At 56.5% G+C, this 20,593-nt stretch carries 15 protein-coding genes; 5 read left to right on the top strand and 10 right to left on the bottom strand.

From position 1 onward, the window contains the following. Window positions 1-79: 79 nt before the first annotated feature. The 4 genes from pssA to ASQ50_RS15450 all read right to left on the bottom strand — a co-directional run bounded on the left by pssA (window position 80) and on the right by ASQ50_RS15450 (window position 4,291). Window positions 80-907: a CDP-diacylglycerol--serine O-phosphatidyltransferase gene (gene pssA / locus ASQ50_RS15465; protein WP_058091317.1), complete on the bottom strand. Its 828-nt coding sequence runs from the start codon at window positions 905-907 to the stop codon at window positions 80-82. A 91-nt stretch (window positions 908-998) separates the two neighbouring features. Then, entirely contained in the window at window positions 999-2,015 is a 1,017-nt protein-coding gene (ilvC, locus tag ASQ50_RS15460) for a ketol-acid reductoisomerase (protein ID WP_058091316.1), read from the bottom strand. Window positions 2,016-2,078: 63 nt separating this feature from the next. Beyond that, the gene (gene ilvN, locus ASQ50_RS15455) at window positions 2,079-2,570 is read right to left on the bottom strand and encodes an acetolactate synthase small subunit (RefSeq protein WP_058091315.1); all 492 of its coding nucleotides are present in this window, start codon (window positions 2,568-2,570) and stop codon (window positions 2,079-2,081) included. A 2-nt stretch (window positions 2,571-2,572) separates the two neighbouring features. Next, window positions 2,573-4,291, bottom strand: coding sequence for an acetolactate synthase 3 large subunit (locus ASQ50_RS15450; RefSeq protein ID WP_058091314.1), 1,719 nt, complete (start codon window positions 4,289-4,291; stop codon window positions 2,573-2,575). Window positions 4,292-4,761: 470 nt separating this feature from the next. Between ASQ50_RS15450 and ASQ50_RS15445 the strand changes: the two genes are divergently transcribed. Beyond that, window positions 4,762-5,241 (top strand): DUF4124 domain-containing protein, encoded by a 480-nt coding sequence (locus ASQ50_RS15445; RefSeq protein WP_058091313.1) that lies wholly within the window; start codon window positions 4,762-4,764, stop codon window positions 5,239-5,241. Between the two features lie 76 nt (window positions 5,242-5,317). On the opposite strand, the gene clpB is transcribed toward ASQ50_RS15445, so the two are convergent. From clpB to rluD, 3 genes are all read right to left on the bottom strand, one after another. Further along, window positions 5,318-7,894 carry an ATP-dependent chaperone ClpB gene (gene clpB, locus ASQ50_RS15440; RefSeq protein ID WP_058091312.1) on the bottom strand — a complete coding sequence of 859 codons (2,577 nt, stop codon included), beginning with the start codon at window positions 7,892-7,894 and terminating at the stop codon, window positions 5,318-5,320. A 340-nt stretch (window positions 7,895-8,234) separates the two neighbouring features. Further along, the gene (gene pgeF, locus ASQ50_RS15435) at window positions 8,235-8,993 is read right to left on the bottom strand and encodes a peptidoglycan editing factor PgeF (RefSeq protein WP_058091311.1); all 759 of its coding nucleotides are present in this window, start codon (window positions 8,991-8,993) and stop codon (window positions 8,235-8,237) included. Next, window positions 8,983-9,960 carry a 23S rRNA pseudouridine(1911/1915/1917) synthase RluD gene (rluD, locus tag ASQ50_RS15430; protein WP_058091310.1) on the bottom strand — a complete coding sequence of 326 codons (978 nt, stop codon included), beginning with the start codon at window positions 9,958-9,960 and terminating at the stop codon, window positions 8,983-8,985. The genes pgeF and rluD overlap by 11 nt, the downstream gene beginning before the upstream one ends. A 63-nt stretch (window positions 9,961-10,023) precedes the next feature. On the opposite strand from rluD, the gene ASQ50_RS15425 reads away from it, so the two are divergent. After that, window positions 10,024-10,857 carry an outer membrane protein assembly factor BamD gene (locus tag ASQ50_RS15425; RefSeq protein ID WP_058091309.1) on the top strand — a complete coding sequence of 278 codons (834 nt, stop codon included), beginning with the start codon at window positions 10,024-10,026 and terminating at the stop codon, window positions 10,855-10,857. A 66-nt stretch (window positions 10,858-10,923) separates the two neighbouring features. On the opposite strand, the gene ASQ50_RS15420 is transcribed toward ASQ50_RS15425, so the two are convergent. Next, window positions 10,924-12,588: an NAD+ synthase gene (locus ASQ50_RS15420; protein ID WP_058091308.1), complete on the bottom strand. Its 1,665-nt coding sequence runs from the start codon at window positions 12,586-12,588 to the stop codon at window positions 10,924-10,926. 93 nt (window positions 12,589-12,681) lie between these two features. Here ASQ50_RS15420 and ASQ50_RS15415 point away from each other — a divergent pair, with 93 nt between their 5' ends. The 3 genes from ASQ50_RS15415 to ASQ50_RS15405 are packed head-to-tail and all read left to right on the top strand — an operon-like array spanning window position 12,682 to window position 16,386. Further along, window positions 12,682-14,328 carry a sensor histidine kinase gene (locus ASQ50_RS15415; protein WP_058091307.1) on the top strand — a complete coding sequence of 549 codons (1,647 nt, stop codon included), beginning with the start codon at window positions 12,682-12,684 and terminating at the stop codon, window positions 14,326-14,328. A 54-nt stretch (window positions 14,329-14,382) separates the two neighbouring features. Next, window positions 14,383-15,768 carry a sigma-54-dependent transcriptional regulator gene (locus tag ASQ50_RS15410; protein ID WP_058091306.1) on the top strand — a complete coding sequence of 462 codons (1,386 nt, stop codon included), beginning with the start codon at window positions 14,383-14,385 and terminating at the stop codon, window positions 15,766-15,768. Between the two features lie 57 nt (window positions 15,769-15,825). Continuing rightward, the gene (locus ASQ50_RS15405) at window positions 15,826-16,386 is read left to right on the top strand and encodes a GspH/FimT family protein (RefSeq protein ID WP_058091305.1); all 561 of its coding nucleotides are present in this window, start codon (window positions 15,826-15,828) and stop codon (window positions 16,384-16,386) included. A gap of 10 nt (window positions 16,387-16,396) precedes the next feature. Here the strand turns inward: ASQ50_RS15405 and ASQ50_RS21670 are convergent, their stop codons facing one another. Continuing rightward, window positions 16,397-16,870, bottom strand: a complete 474-nt coding sequence (locus ASQ50_RS21670; protein ID WP_058091304.1) for a type IV pilin protein — start codon at window positions 16,868-16,870, stop codon at window positions 16,397-16,399. A 13-nt stretch (window positions 16,871-16,883) separates the two neighbouring features. Next, a complete protein-coding gene (locus tag ASQ50_RS15395; RefSeq protein ID WP_058091303.1) occupies window positions 16,884-20,585 on the bottom strand; it encodes a pilus assembly protein in 3,702 nt (1,233 codons plus the stop codon). Between the last annotated feature and the right edge of the window lie 8 nt (window positions 20,586-20,593).

Raw genomic sequence — 20,593 nt, 5'->3', positions numbered from 1 at the left:
GACTCCACAGGAAGCGGTTTGAATAAGTGACCGTAGATTCCCGGAGAAATTCCCGCCCGGACTTCCCCGGACGGGTGCACTATAGCTTCAGGCGCGTTTTGCCTTTAGCCTTTTGCCTAAACAAGGCCCGCACCGGACCAGACAGTGCATAAATCAGGAATGCTGTAAACAGTACGGTGGCCGGATCAAGGGCGATCACCACAAGAATCAGCACGACCAGCAGGATGGCCGCGAATGGCACCCGCCCCCGCATGTCGATATCCTTGAAGCTTCGGTAAAGCACATTACTGACCATCAGCACGCCCGCGCCGCCTACAACAATGATAGACAGCAAGGTCAGCCAGGTGGCTGGCTCATACTGATGGAAGCACCAGACCAGCCCCGCCACACAGGCTGCAGCAGCCGGGCTTGGCAACCCGACAAAGTACTTTTTGTCCACCGATCCAATCTGGGTGTTGAAACGGGCGAGGCGCAGGGCCGCGCCGGCAACGTAGATGAACGTAATAGCCCAACCAACCTTGTCGAGGCCGTTCAGAGCCCAGAAAAAAGCCACCATGCCGGGCGCAACGCCGAACGCCACCATGTCGGCAAGGCTATCGTATTCTTCCCCAAACTTGCTCTGGGTATTGGTCATCCGCGCTACCCGGCCATCAAGGCCGTCGAGAATCATGGAGACGAATATTGCTATAGCTGCATTATCGAAAACGCCGTTGGCTGCTGAAACAATCGCATAGAACCCGGAAAACAGCGATGCCGTTGTCAGGGCATTTGGCAGTAGATAGATACCTTTTCGACGAACCTTTGCACCACCTACGACTTCTTCCTCAATAACCTCTCCGGCCGCCACTTCTGACTCGTGTGCACCGTGGGACTCTGGATGTTCAACAGATTTTTTGTCTTCAGTCATTCCATAAACTCCGGAAAGCATATGGGCGGAGTATATACGAAAAACGCGGCCACCAGGGCCGCGCTTTCAAAACCGTACCGGAAATTCCGGATCAGTTCTTTTCTTTGTCCACGATCTTGTTCGCGGAGATCCACGGCATCATGGAGCGAAGCTTCTCGCCCACAGTCTCGATCTCGTGGGCCGCGTTCTGGCGACGACGAGCAGTCATGGACGGATAGTTCAGGGCACCTTCAGAGATGAACATCTTGGCGTATTCGCCGCTCTGGATGCGCTTCAGTGCGTTGCGCATAGCTTCGCGGGACTGCTCGTTGATCACCTCCGGGCCGGTTACGTACTCACCGTACTCGGCGTTGTTGGAGATGGAGTAATTCATGTTGGCGATGCCGCCTTCGTACATCAGGTCAACAATCAGCTTCAGCTCGTGCAGACACTCGAAGTAGGCCATTTCCGGAGCGTAGCCTGCCTCGGTCAGGGTTTCGAAGCCAGCTTTCACCAGCTCAACCGCGCCACCACACAGAACCGCCTGTTCACCGAACAGGTCGGTTTCGGTTTCGTCTTTGAAGGTGGTTTCGATGATACCGGTACGGCCGCCGCCGATGCCGCTGGCGTAGGACAGAGCAACGTTCTTGGCGTTGCCGGACGCGTCCTGGAAGATGGCGATCAGATCAGGAATACCACCGCCCTTGGTGAACTCGGTGCGCACCGTGTGGCCCGGCGCCTTCGGGGCAACCATGATCACGTCCAGATCTTTACGGGGAACGATCTGGTTGTAGTGGATTGCGAAGCCGTGAGCGAAGGCCAGAGTAGCGCCCTGCTTCAGGTTCGGCTCGATTTCCTCACGGTACAACTGGGCCTGGAACTCGTCCGGAGTCAGAACCATAACCACATCAGCGGCAGCAACGGCCGAAGCCACGTCGCTGGTCTTCAGGCCGTAGGCTTCGGCTTTAGCGATGGAGGAAGAGCCGGCACGCAGGCCAACCACTACGTCAACGCCAGAGTCTTTCAGGTTGCACGCGTGGGCGTGGCCCTGAGAACCGAAACCCAGAATGGCAACTTTCTTGCCCTGGATGATGGAAAGATCACAATCTTTATCGTAATAAACCTGCATGAGAAACCTCTATTATAGGTAATGGCCCTGCCGGGCCATGATGTTCAAATTTGCAAAGCAGCCTCAGAGGCTGAGCACCTTTTCGCCACGAGCGATACCTGAGACGCCGGTACGCACCACTTCAAGGATTCCGGAGGTACCCACTGCCTGGATAAAACCATCCAGCTTTTCGCTGTCACCCGCCAACTGCACGGTGTACACAGAACTGGTCACGTCCACGATCTGGCCTCGGAAGATATCCACCGTGCGCTTGATTTCCGCACGCTGGGAGCCGGTCGCCTTGAGCTTGACCAGCATCAGTTCGCGCTCAATGTGCGAACCTTCGGTGAGGTCGACCAGCTTGACCACTTCAATCAGCTTGTTCAGCTGTTTGGTGATCTGTTCGATGACCTTGTCGGAACCGGTGGTGGTGACGGTCAGGCGGGACAGCGTCTCATCTTCCGTCGGGGCCACGGTCAGGGTCTCGATGTTGTAGTTGCGCTGCGAGAACAGACCAACTACCCGAGACAGGGCGCCGGGTTCGTTTTCAAGCAAAACAGAAATGATTCGACGCATGATCACACCCTCTCCGTTTTGCTGAGCCACATGTCTTTCATGGAACCACGGGCCACCTGCATCGGGTACACATGCTCGAAGCGGTCAACGTAGATGTCCACAAACACCAGCTTGTCTTTCATCGCCAGAACTTCCTTGAGCTTGGGCTCAAGATCTTCCTTGCGCTCAATGCGAACACCGACGTGACCGTAGGCTTCCGCCAGCTTGATGAAATCGGGCAATGACTCCATGTAGGATTCTGCGTGCCGGGACTCATAGTTCATGTCCTGCCACTGCTTGACCATACCCAGTGCCTGGTTGTTCAGGTTGATGATCTTCACAGGCAGATTGTATTGCTTGCAGGTAGACAGCTCCTGAATGTTCATCTGGATACTACCTTCACCGGTGAAGCACAGGACTTCGTCATCCGGGTGAGTCAGCTTGATGCCCATGGCTGCCGGCAAGCCGAAGCCCATGGTGCCAAGGCCACCGGAGTTGATCCAGCGGTTGGGCTTGTCAAACTTGTAGTACTGGGCCGCGAACATCTGGTGCTGGCCAACATCGCTGCTCACAAAGGCGTCGCCATTGGTGAGCTTCCAGAGCATCTCAACCACTTCCTGCGGCTTGATGACGTCCGGACTGGTCTCGTAACGCATACCGTGGAATGCTCGCCACTCTTCAATCTGCTTCCACCAGGCCGCCAGCGCATCCGCATCCGGCTTGTCTTTCGACTCTTTGACCAGTGACAGCATTTCCTTCAGGACCGCATCCACCGGACCCACAATGGGCACATCGGCATCAATCGTTTTGGAAATAGACGCGGGGTCAATGTCGATATGAATGATGCGAGCACCAGGGCAGAATTTCTCGGTGGCGTTGGTTACCCGGTCATCAAAACGCGCGCCGACGCAGAGAATCAAGTCTGAGTGGTGCATCGCCATGTTGGCTTCGTAGGTGCCATGCATGCCCAGCCAGCCAAGGTGTTGTTTGTCAGTCGCCGGATAACAGCCTATGCCCATCAGGGTATTGGTGATCGGGAATCCCAGCGTCTTGGTCAGCTCAGTCAACTGGCTGGAGGCCTTACCCAGAATCACCCCGCCACCGGCGTAAATCATCGGGCGCTTGGCGGCCATCAACATATCCACGGCTTTCTTGATCTGGCCTGCGTGGCCACGAACCGCCGGGTTATAGGAGCGCAGTTTCACTTTCTTGGGATAGGAGTACTCATAGCGCTCGTTCGGGGTGGTCATATCCTTGGGGATATCCACCACCACTGGGCCTGGGCGGCCAGTCGCAGCAATGTAGTAAGCCTTGCGAATGACTTCGGGAATCTCTTCCGGATGGCGCACACTGAGGTTGTGCTTAACCACCGGACGGGAAACCCCCATCATATCGGTTTCCTGGAAAGCATCTTCACCAATCAGGGTGGATGCAACCTGGCCGCACAGAACCACCATGGGGATGGAATCCATAAAGGCGGTGGCAATGCCGGTAATAGTGTTGGTGGCTCCAGGACCCGAGGTCACCAGTACGGTACCTGGTTTTCCGGTTGCACGGGCGTAGCCGTCGGCCATGTGGACCGCCGCCTGCTCGTGCCGCACCAGAATATGCTTGACTTTGTCCTGCCTGAACAGCGCATCATAAATATGAAGGGCTGCACCACCCGGATAGCCGTATATGTATTCGATCCCTTCATCCTGCAGGGAGCGGATCAGCATATCGGCGCCAGACAATAACTCCACGATTTTCTACCCTCTTCTACGAGTGAATGAGCCGGGTTTCGCCCCGGTTGCCTGGATTTTCGGTTTCCCTGCTTCTTTTGAAAGCGGAACCGGCACTCCTCCACACCATGAATAAGAGGTTGTCTCCTGGCCAGCCGCCCTCCTGAGGGTTGCGGAGAACGACCAATCAACGGGTTGCACGTAAGCAACAACCAGCGCCCGCCAGCGCGTGGCGAACTCAGTGTGGTGATTAACGGGGGATACTTGCTCGGGATTGCCTGCCGTATTGACCCCAGTCTTCAGGCAATCGGTAATTCTGACAGCGGGAAACTCACTGTCAATAGGCGCTGTGGCTTAATTGCGACCATTTTACTCTACACTCTGCCATACTGACCGGATATAACGCGCAAGAGATTTGAACCAGGCAAGGGAAAACCCATCGTTTCGGTGGCATGATATCCCCAGGCAGTAGACAAGAAACGGGCAGAGACATGAATCGAAAAATCCTGATGCTGACACTTCTGATGGCGATGACACCGGGCATTGCGGCCGGCGCTTCAGTGTATAAATGGACAGACGAAAACGGGGTAACCCACTTTGGCGACCGCCAGCCAACGGGCGCGAACTCGGAGCAGGTGAATGTCCGCTCCGGCACGACCAGCAGAAGCCAGTCTGGCCAGCGCCAAAGTGCCCAGGAACAGCTGGGAGAACTGCAGGAGCAGCAGCGCTCCCAGGAACAGCGCCGTCAAGAGACCGCTGTTGAGGAAGCTCGCCGCAAGCAGCGGGAAGCCAATTGTGCGACCGCCCGATCCAACCTGGACGTGCTGAACAGCAACGCGCGAATCCGGGTTGAGGAGAACGGCGAGATGCGCTATCTGGCGCCGGACGAAATCGAAGAGCAACGTCGCCGGTTCCGGGAGATTATGGAAGAAAACTGCGGGCCGGAAGGCTCGGCACCCGCCCAACGCTAGTTTTCTCACCATCAAAAAGGCCGGGCAACCAAACGTGGGTTGCCCGGCCTTTTTTATTAGCTGACGCCCGGCTTTGTCAGGCCTTCGAGAACACCACCTGGTCGTTCTCTACGGCGGCACGAATAGTGTCGCCGGGCACAAAGCTGCCCTGCAGTAGCTTCTGCGCCAGCGGGTTTTCAATCATCCGCTGAATCGCACGTTTGAGAGGACGTGCACCGTAGACCGGGTCGTAGCCCACTTCCGCCAGCAGTTGCATAACCGCATCGTCCAGCTCAAGCTTCATATCCTGATCCTTCAATCGCCGCGCCAGATTCTCGATCTGGATACGGGCAATACCTTGAATCTGGCTTTCCGCCAGCGGATGGAACACCACCACTTCGTCCACCCGGTTGATGAACTCAGGGCGGAAGTGCGTTCCAACCTCCTCCATGACTGCCGCCTTCATGGCGTCGTAGTTTTCCTCGCCCGCCTTTTCCTGAATGATGTGAGAACCTAGGTTGGAGGTCATCACGATCACAGTATTCCGGAAATCGACCGTACGGCCCTGGCCGTCGGTCAGGCGACCATCATCCAGCACCTGCAACAAGATGTTGAAGACATCAGGATGGGCCTTTTCCACCTCATCCAGCAGCAGCACCGAGTAAGGCCGGCGGCGCACCGCCTCGGTCAGGTAGCCCCCCTCTTCGTAGCCCACGTAACCGGGAGGCGCGCCGATCAGACGAGCAACGGAGTGCTTCTCCATAAACTCGGACATATCGATCCGCACCATGGCCTCTTCGGTATCAAACAGGAACGATGCCAGAGCCTTACAAAGCTCGGTCTTGCCCACACCGGTCGGCCCGAGGAACAGGAACGAGCCATTCGGCCGGTTGGGATCAGACAACCCGGCCCGGGACCGACGCACGGCATTGGAGACCGCCTCGACCGCTTCATGCTGGCCGATCACCCGGTCGTGCAGGGCGTCTTCCATGCGCATCAGTTTATCCCGCTCGCCCTCCAGCATCTTCGATACCGGGATGCCTGTCCACTTGGAGACGATCTCGGCGATTTCCTCGTCGGTGACCCGGTTACGCAACAGCTTCATTTCCATCATTTCAGCCTGGCTGGCCATATCCAGCTGGCGCTCCAGCTCCGGAATGGTGCCGTACTGAAGCTCGGACATCTTGCCCAGATCGCCAGCGCGGCGGGCGTTTTCCAGGTCAATCCGGGCCTGCTCCAGCTGGCTCTTGATCTTCTGGGAGCCATGCAGCGCCGCTTTCTCGGTGTTCCAGACTTCTTCCAGATCGGCGTATTCGCGTTCGACATTGGCAATCACCGAAGACAACTCTTCCAACCGCTTTTTGGAAGCAGCATCGGTTTCTTTCTTCAGGGCCTCGCGTTCAATCTTGAGCTGAATCAGGCGCCGCTCCAGGCGATCCAACGCCTCGGGCTTGGAATCCATTTCCATACGAATCTGGCTCGCCGCTTCGTCTACGAGATCAATGGCCTTATCTGGCAGTTGGCGATCGGTGATATAACGATGGGACAGTTTCGCGGCGGCGATGATCGCGCCATCAGTCACTTCCACACCGTGGTGAACTTCGTAGCGCTCTTTGAGGCCACGAAGAATCGCAATGGTGTCTTCCTCACTGGGCTCAGTCACCAGTACTTTCTGGAAACGGCGCTCGAGCGCTGCGTCTTTCTCGATGTTTTCCCGGTATTCGTTCAGGGTGGTGGCGCCTACGCAGTGCAACTCTCCCCGTGCCAGCGCAGGCTTGAGCATGTTACCGGCGTCCATGGAGCCTTCGGCTTTGCCGGCGCCGACCATGGTATGGATCTCATCGATGAACAGGATGATCTGACCTTCCTGTTTGGACAATTCGTTGAGCACGGCTTTCAGGCGCTCCTCGAACTCACCGCGGAACTTGGCGCCGGCGATGAGGGCACCCATGTCCAGAGACAGCACCTTTTTATCTTTGAGGCCGTCCGGCACTTCACCGTTGACGATGCGTTGGGCCAGGCCTTCAACGATGGCCGTTTTACCCACACCCGGCTCACCAATCAGCACCGGGTTGTTCTTGCGGCGGCGCTGGAGTACCTGGATGGTGCGACGAATTTCGTCATCACGGCCGATGACCGGGTCCAGTTTGCCGGCTTCGGCCCGCTCGGTGAGGTCGATGGTGTATTTGGACAACGCCTGACGGTTTTCTTCGGCACTGGCGTCGTTGACGGTTTCGCCGCCGCGCACGGCATCAATGGCTTTTTCCAGGGCAGCCTTATCTACACCTTGCTCTCTCAGCACGCGGCCGAGGGAGCCTCGGTCTTCGACGGCCGCCAGCAGGATCAGCTCGCTGGAGATGAACTGGTCGCCGCGCTTCTGGGCCAGCTTGTCTGCCATGTTGAACAGCCGGCCCATGTCGTTGGACATGGAGACGTCGCCGGCGTTGCCCTGCACTTCCGGCAGGTTTTCAATTTCTTTGGCGATGGCCTGGCGCACGCGGCCGGGCTCCACAGACACCTGTTTGAGCAGGGGTTTGATGGACCCGCCTTGCTGGTCGAGCAGGGCCTGCATCAGGTGAACCGGCTCGATGAAGTTGTGGTCTTTGCCGACGGCAATGGACTGGGCGTCGGCCAGGGCGCTTTGCAGTTTGCTGGTGAGTTTGTCGATTCTCATGTGTTCGTTTCCCCGAATTTTGTGCGAATACCAGTTGGTGGTTGGTGATGGGTATTCGTGTTGCTTTGAGAATTAGTGTAGGGGCAACCTGGGGGACTTCAAGTTGGCTTGGGGCTATTTCGTCAGAAATTTGACGGCGGTCAGTCTTCGCGTGGAGTTTGGTTCGTTACGGGCATGCTATTACGTAGTCGGGGCTGGGGCAGGGAGAGCTTTCCAGAACACGCCGTGAATACTTCCCTGTAGGCTTGACTGCAGCATCCCTGCTGCAGACAGTTCTGGAAAGCTCTCCCTGCCCCAGCCCGATACTTTAGAGTTTTTCGCCTGGAGGCCTAAAGCTCGGTTATGTCCTCATCCAGATCAACGTCGCCATTCTTCCGGTTTCACCGTCTCGTCGATACGAGAAGAACCAGTCGCTGTCGTTGACGGTGCACAAGCTGCCGCCAGAGATGGACGTAACGCCGGCTGCTCTCAAACGCTGGCTTGCGAGTTGGTAGATGCTGGCCAGGTAGTGGTCGGGGCGTTGTTTTGAGGGGGTGAAGGCCTGATCGGCTTCGGGGTTGTGGTCGAGGAAGGCCTGACGGACTTCGGGGCCGACTTCGAAGCTGTCGGGGCCTATGGCGGGGCCGAGCCAGGCCTGGAGGTTGGACGGGGGTACGGCCATGGCGGTGATCAGGTTTTCGAGTACGCCGCCGCAAAGGCTACGCCAGCCGGCGTGGGCGGCGCCTATGACGGTGCCGTCGGTGTCTGCCAGGATGACGGGCAGGCAGTCGGCGGTGAGTATGGCGCAGGCGATTCCGGGTTGCCGGGTGTGGCTGGCATCGGCTTCGGGGATCGCCCCAACGTTATCTGGCGTGAGTTCTACCACGCCGGTGCCGTGTACCTGGTTGAGCCAGCCGATGTTGTTGGCGTCCAGGCCGGTGAAGGCGGCCAGGCGGCTGCGGTTTTCCGCTACGTGGTCCGGGTTGTCGTTGACGTGCCCGCCCAGGTTCAGGGCTTCCCAGGGGGGCAGGCTTACACCACCCTTTCGGGTTGTGCACAGAGCTCGCACATGAGCTGGCGCGCGCCAGCTCGGGGTCAGGGTGTTGTTGTCAGAAATCACTGTTTTCCAGCTCCCGGGCGTGCTTGCGCAGGGCTTCGATGAGTTGGACCATATCGTCCGGCAATGGCACTTCCCAACTGAGGGTTTCGCCGGTTGCCGGATGTTCCAGAGTCAGCCTTCTGGCATGCAGGGCCTGTCGGTTGAATGCGGCCAGGGCCTGGCGAAGCTCTTCCGTGGTGCCTTTGGGCAGGCGCAGGCGGCCGCCGTATGCCGGGTCGCCCACCAAGGGGTGGCGCACGTGGGTCATGTGCACGCGGATCTGGTGAGTTCGGCCGCTTTCGAGTTTGCACTGGATATGGGTGTGGGCGGCGAAACGTTCCAGCAAACGGTAATGGGTAACTGCCGGTTTACCGGAGGAAACCACCGCCATGCGCTTGCGGTCCTGGGGGTGCCGGCCGATGGGTGCGTCTACGGTGGCGCCGCCGGTCAATGAGCCGACCACAACCGCTTCGTATTCCCGCCCCATGGTACGGGTTTGCAGCTGGTCCACCAGGGAGGTGTGGGCTATCAGGCTGCGAGCCACCACCATGATGCCGGAAGTGTCCTTATCCAGGCGGTGCACAATGCCGGCCCGGGGCAGGTTTTCCACCTCCGGCGCGTGATTCAAAAGCGCATTGACCAGGGTGCCATCGGCGTGGCCGGCGGCAGGATGTACCACCAGGCCCGCCGGCTTGTTGATCACCAGCAGGTGTTCGTCTTCGTAGACGATGCCCAGGCTGATGGGCTCGGCTTCCCAGGTCACCTGCACTTCCGGCTCGGCATCCAGGTCGAGAACGTCATCCAGCATCACCTTGTCTCTGGGCTTGCGAACGGCGCCGTTAACGGTCAGGGCGCCACTTTTGATCCAGGACTGCAGGCGCGAGCGGGAATGCTCGGGCATCAACTCGGCGGCGGCCTGGTCCAGGCGCTTGTCGCTGAGCTGCGGGGGTACTATGTAATGTCCGGTAATCCGGTTATTGGAAGACATTCAGCCTCTTTTTGCTACAATGCGAAATTCATTCAAGTTGTGACCATTATACGGGATTCCGGCATGAGATCAGTTGTCCGATTACTGCTACTTTCCACAATGATAGCGCTGGCCACCGGCTGCGCCTCCAAAAAAGACGTGGAAGTGCTGCCGGAGAAGACCTATTACGACAATGCCCGCAAGGCAATGAACTCCGGCAACTTCAATGAAGCCGAGCAGAACCTGGAAGCCCTGGAAACCTACTACCCGTTCGGCCGTTATGCCGAGCAGGCCCAGTTGGACCTGATCTACGCTCGCTACCAGAATCTTGACCTTGAGGGATCTCGGGCAGCGGCGGATCGTTTCATGCGGTTGAATCCGCAGAGCGAGCATCTGGACTACGCTCTCTATATGCGCGGCCTTGCTTCCTATAATCTCGATATCGGTCTGGCGGCGCGATACTTCGCCATTGATGTTGCCGCCCGAAACCCTGGCGAGCAACTGCAGGCCTTCCGGGATTTCTCCCAACTGCTGAACCGCTTCCCGGACAGTGAATACGCCCTGGATGCCCGCCAACGCATGATCGCTGTGCGCAACCGGATGGCGGAACTGGAGTTACATGCAGCCCACTATTACATCAAACGTGAGGCATACATCGCGGCAAACAACCGGGCCCGTTTTGTTGTGGAGAACTACCCGTCCTCACCAGCCGTTGAAGAGGCCCTGATTCTGCTGGCCGATACCTTCCGGTTAATGGACCTGAAAAAAGGCGCCAGCGATGCCATTGCCACCCTGCGCACCAACTTCCCCAATAGCGAGGCGTTTGATGAGAACGGCGAATTCCAGTCTGACCGCCTGCGCCGCCAGAATCGTTCGCTCACCAATGTGGTCACCTTTGGCCTGATGGGCGACGAATAACCGTCCAGATGTCAAAAGGGCCGGGAGCATTCGCTACCGGCCCTTAATTTCTTTCAAGGGAAACAATCAGAAACCAAGCTTCCAGCCATTGGTGATCGGATAGCGACGATCTTTCCCGAAGCCCCGCTCGGTAATACGCACGCCGATAGGCGCCTGGCGGCGCTTATACTCATTGATGTCCACCAGACGCACCACCCGCTCGACATCCGCACGGGCAAATCCCTCCGCGACAATGGCCTCGGCACTGTAATCCCGCTCTACGTAAAAATGCAGAATCTGGTCAAGAATATCATAGCCGGGTAGGCTGTCTTCGTCTTTCTGGTCTGGCGCCAGCTCGGCCGACGGCGGGCGGGTAATCACTCGCTCGGGAATCACCGGTGACACGCTGTTTCGGTACCAGGCCAGACGGAACACCAGGGTTTTCGGCACATCCTTGAGCACATCGAACCCGCCGGCCATGTCACCATAGAGCGTGGAGTAGCCCACGGCCATCTCGCTCTTGTTACCGGTGGTCAAAACCAGCGAACCAAACTTGTTGGACAGGGACATCAGCAACACACCGCGCAGGCGCGCCTGAAGGTTTTCTTCCGTGGTGTCCGGGCGCGTGCCCTCAAAGGGTTTCGCCAAGGTCGCCATAAAGGTGTCGTACATGGGCTCAATGGAGAACACATCGTACTGAACGCCCATAGCCCTCGCCTGGGCTTCCGCGTCTTCCAGGCTGGCGCTGGACGTGTAACGGAATGGCATCATCACCGCCCGCACCCGCTCCTTGCCCAGGGCATCCGCCGCCACTGCCAGAGTCACCGCGGAATCAATGCCGCCGGACAAGCCAAGCACCACAGACTTGAAGCCGTTTTTATTAACATAGTCCCGAACACCGGTGACTAGCGCATTATAAACATTCGCTTCCAGTGACGGCTCCGGAGGCAGTGGCTGAGACACCGGCTGGCAGTGGTGTTCACACAGAAAATCCACCGGGAACAGGCCGTTGGTGAACTGGGGAATCTCTACTTTTAACGTGCCGGAGTGGTCATAAACCATCGAACCTCCGTCAAACACCAGTTCGTCCTGCCCACCCACCAGGTTGACGTAGACGATACTGACACGATTTTCCGTGGCTTTGCGCTCCAGCAATGCCTTGCGACGGGCCTGCTTGTCGATGTCGTAGGGAGACGCGTTCAGATTCAGGACCAACTGGGCGCCAGCGGCTGCGGCATCTTCCAGGGGGCCGTCTTTCCAGAGGTCTTCACACACGGTGATGCCCACCGGAACCCCTTTGATGTCGACGACCAGGCTCTGGGAGCCTTCAGCAAAGTAGCGTTTTTCATCGAATACCTGGTAGTTCGGTGGGCAGCGTTTGAAATACCTGCCCCGGATTTCCCCCGCTTCGATGACCACTGCCGCGTTGTAGAGCAGGCCCGCCGCGCGGAGAGGCGCGCCAATGATCATGGCGGGGGCCAGATTCGCCTGCTTCAAACGCTCAAGCGCTTCTTGTACTCGCAAATCCAGGCTCGGCCGAAGCAACAGGTCTTCCGGCGGGTACCCTGTCAGGCAAAGTTCCGGGAACAACACGATATCGGCCTGATGCTGCTCCTCTGCCTCACGGGTAGCCTGAATGATCAAGTCGGTATTGCCAGGAATATCCCCCACCAGAAAATCCAGCTGGGCCATCACCACCCGTAGCTTACGGGGCGCAGCAGTGTCTTCGGTGGTTGTACCGGTTACCGTCATGATCAGGGCTCCTGTAACTTATTGCCGTTAAAAGGCTATTATAACCCTCCATAGACAAGGATTTCTCCTGACCAAAGGCAGATAACCATACCCATGGTAACCGACGCATCTTCAGCCACAGCCGCGCGCTCTCCTTTCGGGCCACGAGCACACCATCAGCAGGTGAGACTGTTCCGCATCTACAATCATTACCGGCTGGTGATCAGCCTGATGCTGGTCGGCCTGCTGTTTGTGGACCCATTCACCACCGATTCCAAATTTCGCTGGCTGGATTATTACCAGGCAGGCGCGGTGTCTTATCTCGCCATCAACGCCTTTGTTGGTCTAATGCTGCTGGCCGGGCTGCAGCCACGGCAGCGGCACATTACCCTGTCTATTCTGATCGATATCCTGATAATGCATGGGCTGTTGCTGGCCAGCACCGGCATCACCAACGGCCTTGCCAATCTGGTCATTGTCTCCGTTGCCGCTGGGAACATCCTCAATCCCAGCCGCATGGGCACTTTCTACGCTGCGCTCGCAGCCATCTGTTCCCTGGGCATCTCCGGCTGGGCGGTGCTGGTGATCAACGAATCCGCGGACGATATTGTTCGCGCCGGCTCACAGGGCATCCTCTATTTTGCCGCTGCCTTCGTTTTGCAAGGCATCTCGAAGCGCATGATGCGCAGCGAGGCTCTTGCCACCAGCCGGGCCCGAAGCATTGCGGAGTTGGAGCAGATCAACCAGCAGATCATCCAGCGCATGCGAACGGGCATTCTGGTACTGGACCGTTTTGGCCAGGTCCGACTGGCTAACGCAGCGGCGGAAGAGCTGCTTTTCGGGTCGGTCACCAGCCAAAGTAGCGCAGAGCACCCAAACCGATTACTGCCCAAACCGTTGCGCAAAGGTTTGGAAGCCTGGCTGAAAAACCCCAACATGCGCATCGAACCGTTTCAGGCGTCGCCCACCTCCCCCCTGCTACAGGCCAACTTTACCCAACTGGATCAGGAGCGGGGCGACCAGATTCTGGTATTCATCGAGGATATGAGCAAAGTCACCCAGCAAGCCCAGCAAATGAAGCTGGCCTCGCTGGGGCGCCTGACCGCAGGCACCGCCCATGAGATCCGCAACCCCCTTGGGGCCATCAGCCACGCAGCGCAACTGATGGAGGAGTCGCCTAATTTGGACAAAGGCGATAAACAGATGCTGGATATCATTCGCCGGCACTCGAAGCGAGTGAACGGCATTATTGAGAATGTGCTCGACCTGTCCCGGCGCAGGGCCGCTAATTCAGAACAAGTGGATGTCAGGGATTGGCTGACCGAATTCACCCGGGACTTCCAACAGACCCGGGACGACGGCTCCAAAGCCATTATTGAGCTATTGGCAGACGATGCCGTGCCGCCTGCCCGCTTTGACAAGAGCCAGATTGAGCAGGTCATGGTGAATCTGTGTGACAATGGTTTGCGATACAGCAAACAGCAGACCGGCCAAAACAGGATACAATTAGTGGTTGGCGCCACCGCCGATGGAGAGCGGGCTTACGTGGACGTACGGGATTTTGGCCCCGGCATTGCACGGGAACACCGACACTCGGTATTTGAGCCCTTTTTCACCACCGACAAGGGCGGCACCGGTCTTGGCCTGTACCTGGCCCGCGAGTTATGCGAGGCCAACCAGGCGCATTTGTCGCTGGTGGAAGATGAACAGCCTGGCTGTCGCTTTCGCATTACCTTTGCGCATCCCGGGCGGATGATCTAAACCGGGCGCGGGCCATCGGGCGTTTGAAATTCAACAGGGAACCGAATACCAATAATGACACACCAAACAGCGCTGATTGTTGACGACGAACCGGATATCCGGGACTTACTGGAAATCACCCTCACCCGCATGGGGATTACCACCTACACCGCACCGGACCTGACTACAGCACGGACCTTGCTTGAACAGTACAAGCCCCAACTGTGCCTGACCGACATGAACCTGCCGGACGGCAACGGTATAGACCTAGTGCATTGGATTCAGCAGCACACCCCCTGCACGCCGGTTGCCGTCATCACTGCCTACGGCAACATGGACACCGCCATCGAATCACTCAAGGCCGGCGCCTTCGATTTTGTATCCAAGCCCGTGGAACTGCCCCGCCTGAGGGAACTGGTAAACAGCGCCCTGAAGCTGAGCGAACCGAAAATCCAGGACACCGCAGAATCCGATGAACCCGGCCTTCTGCTCGGTAAGTCCCCACAAATCCGCAAGCTGCGAAACCAGACCCGCAAGCTGGCCCGCAGCCAGGCGCCAGTGTTTATCAGCGGCGAATCCGGCAGTGGAAAAGAGCTGGTCGCCCGCATGATCCACATGCAGGGCCCGCGGGCCGATGGCCCCTTTATCGCCGTTAACTGCGGCGCCATCCCTTCGGAACTGATGGAAAGCGAATTCTTTGGCCACAAGAAAGGCAGTTTTACCGGTGCGGTCGAAAACAAGGAGGGCCTGTTCCGAAGCGCCAACGGCGGCACCCTGTTCCTGGACGAAGTCGCCGACCTGCCCCTGGCCATGCAGGTAAAGCTGCTGCGCGCCATTCAGGAAAAAGCCGTGCGGCCGGTGGGCGACACCAAGGAAGTGCCAGTAGATATCCGCGTACTCAGCGCCACCCACAAAAACCTGCCTGAACTGGTGCAGGAAGGCAGCTTCCGTCAGGACCTGTTCTACCGCATTAACGTGATTGAACTGGCGGTACCGCCTCTGCGCGAGCGGGCGGAAGACATTTCCCTGCTGGCCGACCATATTCTGCAGCGCATCGCCCGAGAGTACGAATGCGATCCGGCCAAACTAACGCCAGCCGCAATAGATCGCCTGCAGGGATACGATTTCCCCGGCAACGTGCGGGAACTGGAAAATATTCTGGAGCGGGCGTTTACGCTGTGTGATGAAGATTTTATTGATGCGGCTGATTTGCATCTGGGTGGCGGTGCTATTCCCGGAACCCCGGTATCGGAGCGCAGCTCTGACACTGGCACATCAGAGGCTCCTGCTCCTGTGCCCGAGGGGGAGATAGACCTGGAAGGCTTTCTGGAGAACATCGAGCGGCAGGCGATTGAGAAGGCGCTGGAGGCGACGCGATGGAACAAGACGGCGGCGGCCAAGAGATTGGGGATCAGTTTTCGGGCGTTGCGGTATCGGTTGAAGAAGTTGGGGATGGAGTAGATAATTTCACGCGACTCTCAGGACGAGAGCTAAACTACCAATCACAAGGACGTAAAAATGAAAAAACGACATTATCAGGGATTCACCCTTATAGAGTTGCTGCTTACTATCGCCATACTGATCATCGCGCTCGGTATTGGCCTCCCCTCGTTTGGCAAACTCATCGAGGATAGCCATCGTAAGGACACTCTGCACCAGCTACTGACTGCCATAAGCTACGCCAGAACTGAGGCCATCACCAGAAGCGCGAATATTACCTTGTGCCCACTGGATACAAACGGTAAATGTTCTACAGACTGGAACAAGCCCATCACAATATTTGTCGACCCATCACGATCCCGGCATCTTACTTCATCAGAAGCCATCCTTCGGGTGCTGCCCTCTCCCTCCCAAGGCTACCTCTACGGGAGAACAGGAATCAGAAAGCACTTTGGGTTCAGATCGACGGGAATGGCGCGGGAAAGTATCGGACATCTACTCTGGTGTCCCCCAGATGGCGACCCGAGACAAGCCTTCCAGATCAGAATCAATATGGGGGGAAGGCCAATTCTGGCAAGGGATAGTGACCATGATGGTATAGTCGAAGACGCCTATGGGCGGAACATAAAATGCCCATAGGCGCAAAGGGTTATTGATTCCACTCCACCCAGGAACCAGCACCATCCTTATTCCATTGACGAACGCCATTTGACAACAAGCGCAGTGCACCATCGCCGGCCTGCGCTCCCTTGGGTGTGGCAACCAAAGTATAGGTATTTCGAGTCGCGGCACCGATAGTCAGGTCGTAAAACTTGGTGGAACCATCGAGCGGGGCCTGTGTGGGAAAGATCTCGGGAGCGCCAGTATCAGCGCCCGAAGCCGCGGCTCCGAGATAGCTATTTCCGTTATCCGTGTAATGGCGCTCCATAGCAGCGCTGAACGCAGTTAACGCAGCCTGCGCATCGGAACGGCGGCTTTTCTCAACCGAGCTTTGATAGGAGGGATACGCAATGGCTGCAAGGATACCAACAATGGCAACCACGATCATAAGCTCAATTAACGTAAAACCGCGCTCATCAGCAGGCCGGGCATAGCCCGGTCCTGTGTTTAATGCATCGTTCATAGTTGATCCTGTTTTAGTCAATGAGCTCATGCCAACCTACTCGCCGGGTACCACTGAGACCGGCGCCGAAGTCAGTCAAAAACGGTGTTTTGTTTGCGGCCGTGTCAGGGGCAATCAACAAGTTATCGATGAACGAAAGGCCGGTAATAATACCATCTCCGTAGTACACTCCAGCCCAACCCTGATCATCGCCGTCGAGCTTGCCATCATTATTCACATCGATGATCGACTTGCTGGAATCTGTTGATCCGTCCAGTTGGAGCGCCGTCAGGAAGGAGCTTCCGCCGCCGCCACACGGATCACCGCCCACCGGAATGGTGGATGCGAAGACAACGTAATTACCGCGCACTACAGGAGCCTCCGAAAGCCGCTCACCAGAGCTTGGTAAATCCACATACCAGCCGAATTTGGTTGCCCAATCCAGGGCGGCACCGTCCGTCTTGCGGACCGGCCGCGGTTCTCCATCAACCATTATGCTACCACCGGTAAACGTCCGAATGGCCAGGTCATCTCTGGCTAAAGGGTTGCCATTACTATCAACAGACGTTCCACGATCGCTGATGCCATAGAATGTCTGGGTTTGCGACGTAGCTCCCGCAGCCGGGATATCTGATGCGTCCAGATACTTACCGGTACCAAAGAAGACCAACAAGTTGGGGTCATTCAAGTCTTTCTTGTAGGTATTCCGGGCAATATCAGGCTGCGCGGTAATCGGCTGTGCATTGCCCAGATTATCCTTAGCCACAAACAGTGGGTCCCCATTATAAAGAACGCCCCAGCTATTTTTGCCACCACTGAGGTCAATGGCCCACAAACGGCCCTCAAGATCGCCGGCATAGACACGATCGGCAACACCATCACTATTCGGATCACCATTCACATCCATGAAATCAACCAGACGCGGCGCCGACAGGCCGGCACCATTTGCAACCTCGATGAATTCATAGTTACCCGGGTTTTCAATATCGAGCACGAACAGCCCGTTCTTTCCGCTTGGTGCGCCGTAGCCATTACTGAATACGGCACTCCATCGATAATCACCGTCTGCCCACTTAAGTAGTGCAATCTGAACAGCCTCCGTCATATTACCGAGGTTGTTGTTACCGGAGAATTCCCACATAACTGTGGATCCGGCATTGGCCGCCGAGAAACTGGATGGATCCGTGACGTCCAGAGCGAAAATACCCGGCGTGGCGCCCCGCGAGCCACCGATAACAATAGAGCGCCAGGCACCATTAGCGTACACATCAGAGGTGTTAAGCGGCAGATCCACATAGCTCTGGAAATCCAGGTTAGGATCAGTCAGGGCACTCAGACCTTTGTTTGCATTCGTCGAGTACAGGAAACCCGGTATGTAGGCCAACAACTCTTCGCCGGTGTCGGCATCAAAACCATGCAACATGCCATCGTTCGCGCCAACATAGACCGCTTTCGTGCGACTCTTCTTGCTTGTCTTGAACGCACTGTATGGCGTCGCGCCAAACATCGTTTTATCCGGCCAGATACGGTTAGGCTCACCGACATACACCGGTGCCGAATTGATGATGGCGCCCAAGCGGCTCTTGCGATCCCGGAAGGTTACACCCTCCGCGCTGGTAACCTTATTGCCCTTGATGAAAGACAAACGCGCTTGCCCCAGTGCATCTGAGCCACCCGCCTTAAGATCTGCTTTTTGGGTGGTGGTCAGGTTTGCCCAATCAAAGGTAACGCCACTCCCATTGTTGGTCAGAATAAGGCGCGGGTCGGTTGAAAGATCTCTGGCATTCAGAATCGTCGCTGCATCCCATTTTTCGCTAGACACAACACCATCCTTGTCAATAGCCTCGGCTTTCAGCGTTCCGGTCCAGATCTGGGAGGTAAACTGAGCACTGAAAATATAGCCACCACTTTTTAACGACGTCGTATTAAAGCTGACGTTCGAACCGCTTCCCTGTTGCTGCTGGACATCATCAATTGCGGCTTCCAGAGCCTTCACAAGTTCTGTTGTTGACTGGGCATCATAATATTCGCCTTTGCCGTTAACCGCCGCATGGTACAAGTCATCAATCTGCGACTCGCCACCGAAGCTGTTCATGTTCGTGCTGCCCCAATCGGGCGGATTGTTGTGGGCATCAATTACCTTGGAATAGCCGCGCCCCGCAAACTTATCCCCCTTCATTCCCAAAGCGACAGTGAAGGTGTTCATGTGGAAGTCCCGGTTACAATCCATCCACGGCTTTTCTGCACCTGTTCCACAGGCCGCATCCACACGCATTTCGCCACCCGGAAGAATAGCTCCAGCTGCCGTTCTCAACCCCTGGTTGTAGTAGTAAGCTACGTCGCCAAGGGTTCCGGAATACTTGCTATTGGCAAATGGCGCATCCGCATCTTTATCGGCATTGCCGAAATTCCAGCTACTGCCCGGATTCGAGGAGTATCCATCGGTAAACAAAAGTGCAAAGTTCTTTCTGCACTCGAGTGTCCCTCGAACATTCTCGTCAGCAAACAACTTACCCGCGCGATCAAGGGCTTGCCGATTCGGGGTGCCCAGCGCCGTGTATGTACCATCGACAAATCGACCGTAGTTGGCATCCAAGAACGATCCCACACTCGAGTCTGAGTCGTACATAGTTACACTTGGAGAGCTGTCATTAATCCAGAAAATCCCCAGACGCATATTTTCCAAGCTTTTTACCGACTCTGCGACCGCGCCGCGTATTACCTGATGGCGACGGCGATAATACGAAAACCAGTTGGCGAAGTTTTGCTGTTGTTCTGCGAAAAAGTCATCCACAGAACCGGTGCCATTCAAAGCGGCATAAACCTCGGCTTTGTTGGCACCGTTGGTGTCATCAACCAACTCGAGCCTCTGAATGCAGGTTCCATCCGGGGCAAACCCCATCTTTCGTGAAGGGATAACGTTTCCGGAAGCATCCTTGAAAAGGTAGGTCTTGTTTTCCTGTCTCCAGTCGTTGTATTGGTTCGACTCAACTGAAGAGCACGATAGAAGCTTCGTTTCAGAGACAATAACAGGCTGAGGGTTAGAGGCAAGTTGAAGATCCCAGTAACCCTCACGACAACTGCCGTTGCCACGATACCGAGTACAAACATAGACCCGTTTACCACAGTATCCGTCGCTTGTAATCCCTTCCCATTCGGAGGAGCACTCCTCGAATTCTGATGAAGTTTCAAAAACTTCTGCGGTTTTGTTAACCACAAAAAAGGTCGCTGGAATATTATCTGATCCAAGGCCGAGCGTATTCGTCGCTGTCAGGTCGTAGCTTTCAGATCGACTACCAAAACCAGCATCCATTCTGGCGTCTGTGATATCTGCGTCCGCAAAAGTGTTATTTGCGCCAGACGGCCACGGTTTGTACTCTGCGCCTGGATCATAATACTGCAGATTGTAGGTGCCAGACCGAAGATAATAATAACGCTTCTGAAAGCTGTACCAGCTATTATACAGGCGATCACCATCTTTATAGGGCCGGTCGTAACCCGGATCGAACAGATAGTAATTGGTTATGTCTCCCTGCACACCAACACTGGGAGCAATGACCTCGTAATCCATACTCCCTGAATCGTCGATCACAAACATCAGATTGTGATCAACCGCAGCGTCAATAAACAGAGGACGGTCTGCGACAGTCGCCGACCAGCCGATCGCTGGCCAAGCCACAAACATTGCGACCAGACTGCTCTTCAGGCCTTGTCGAAAGAAATTTTTAACGTTCATATTTACTC

The organism is Marinobacter sp. LQ44, assembly GCF_001447155.2.
Taxonomy (GTDB): Bacteria; Pseudomonadota; Gammaproteobacteria; order Pseudomonadales; family Oleiphilaceae; genus Marinobacter.
The sequence above is the reverse complement of the archived record's forward strand: the minus strand, read 5'-3'. Positions and strand labels throughout refer to the sequence as shown.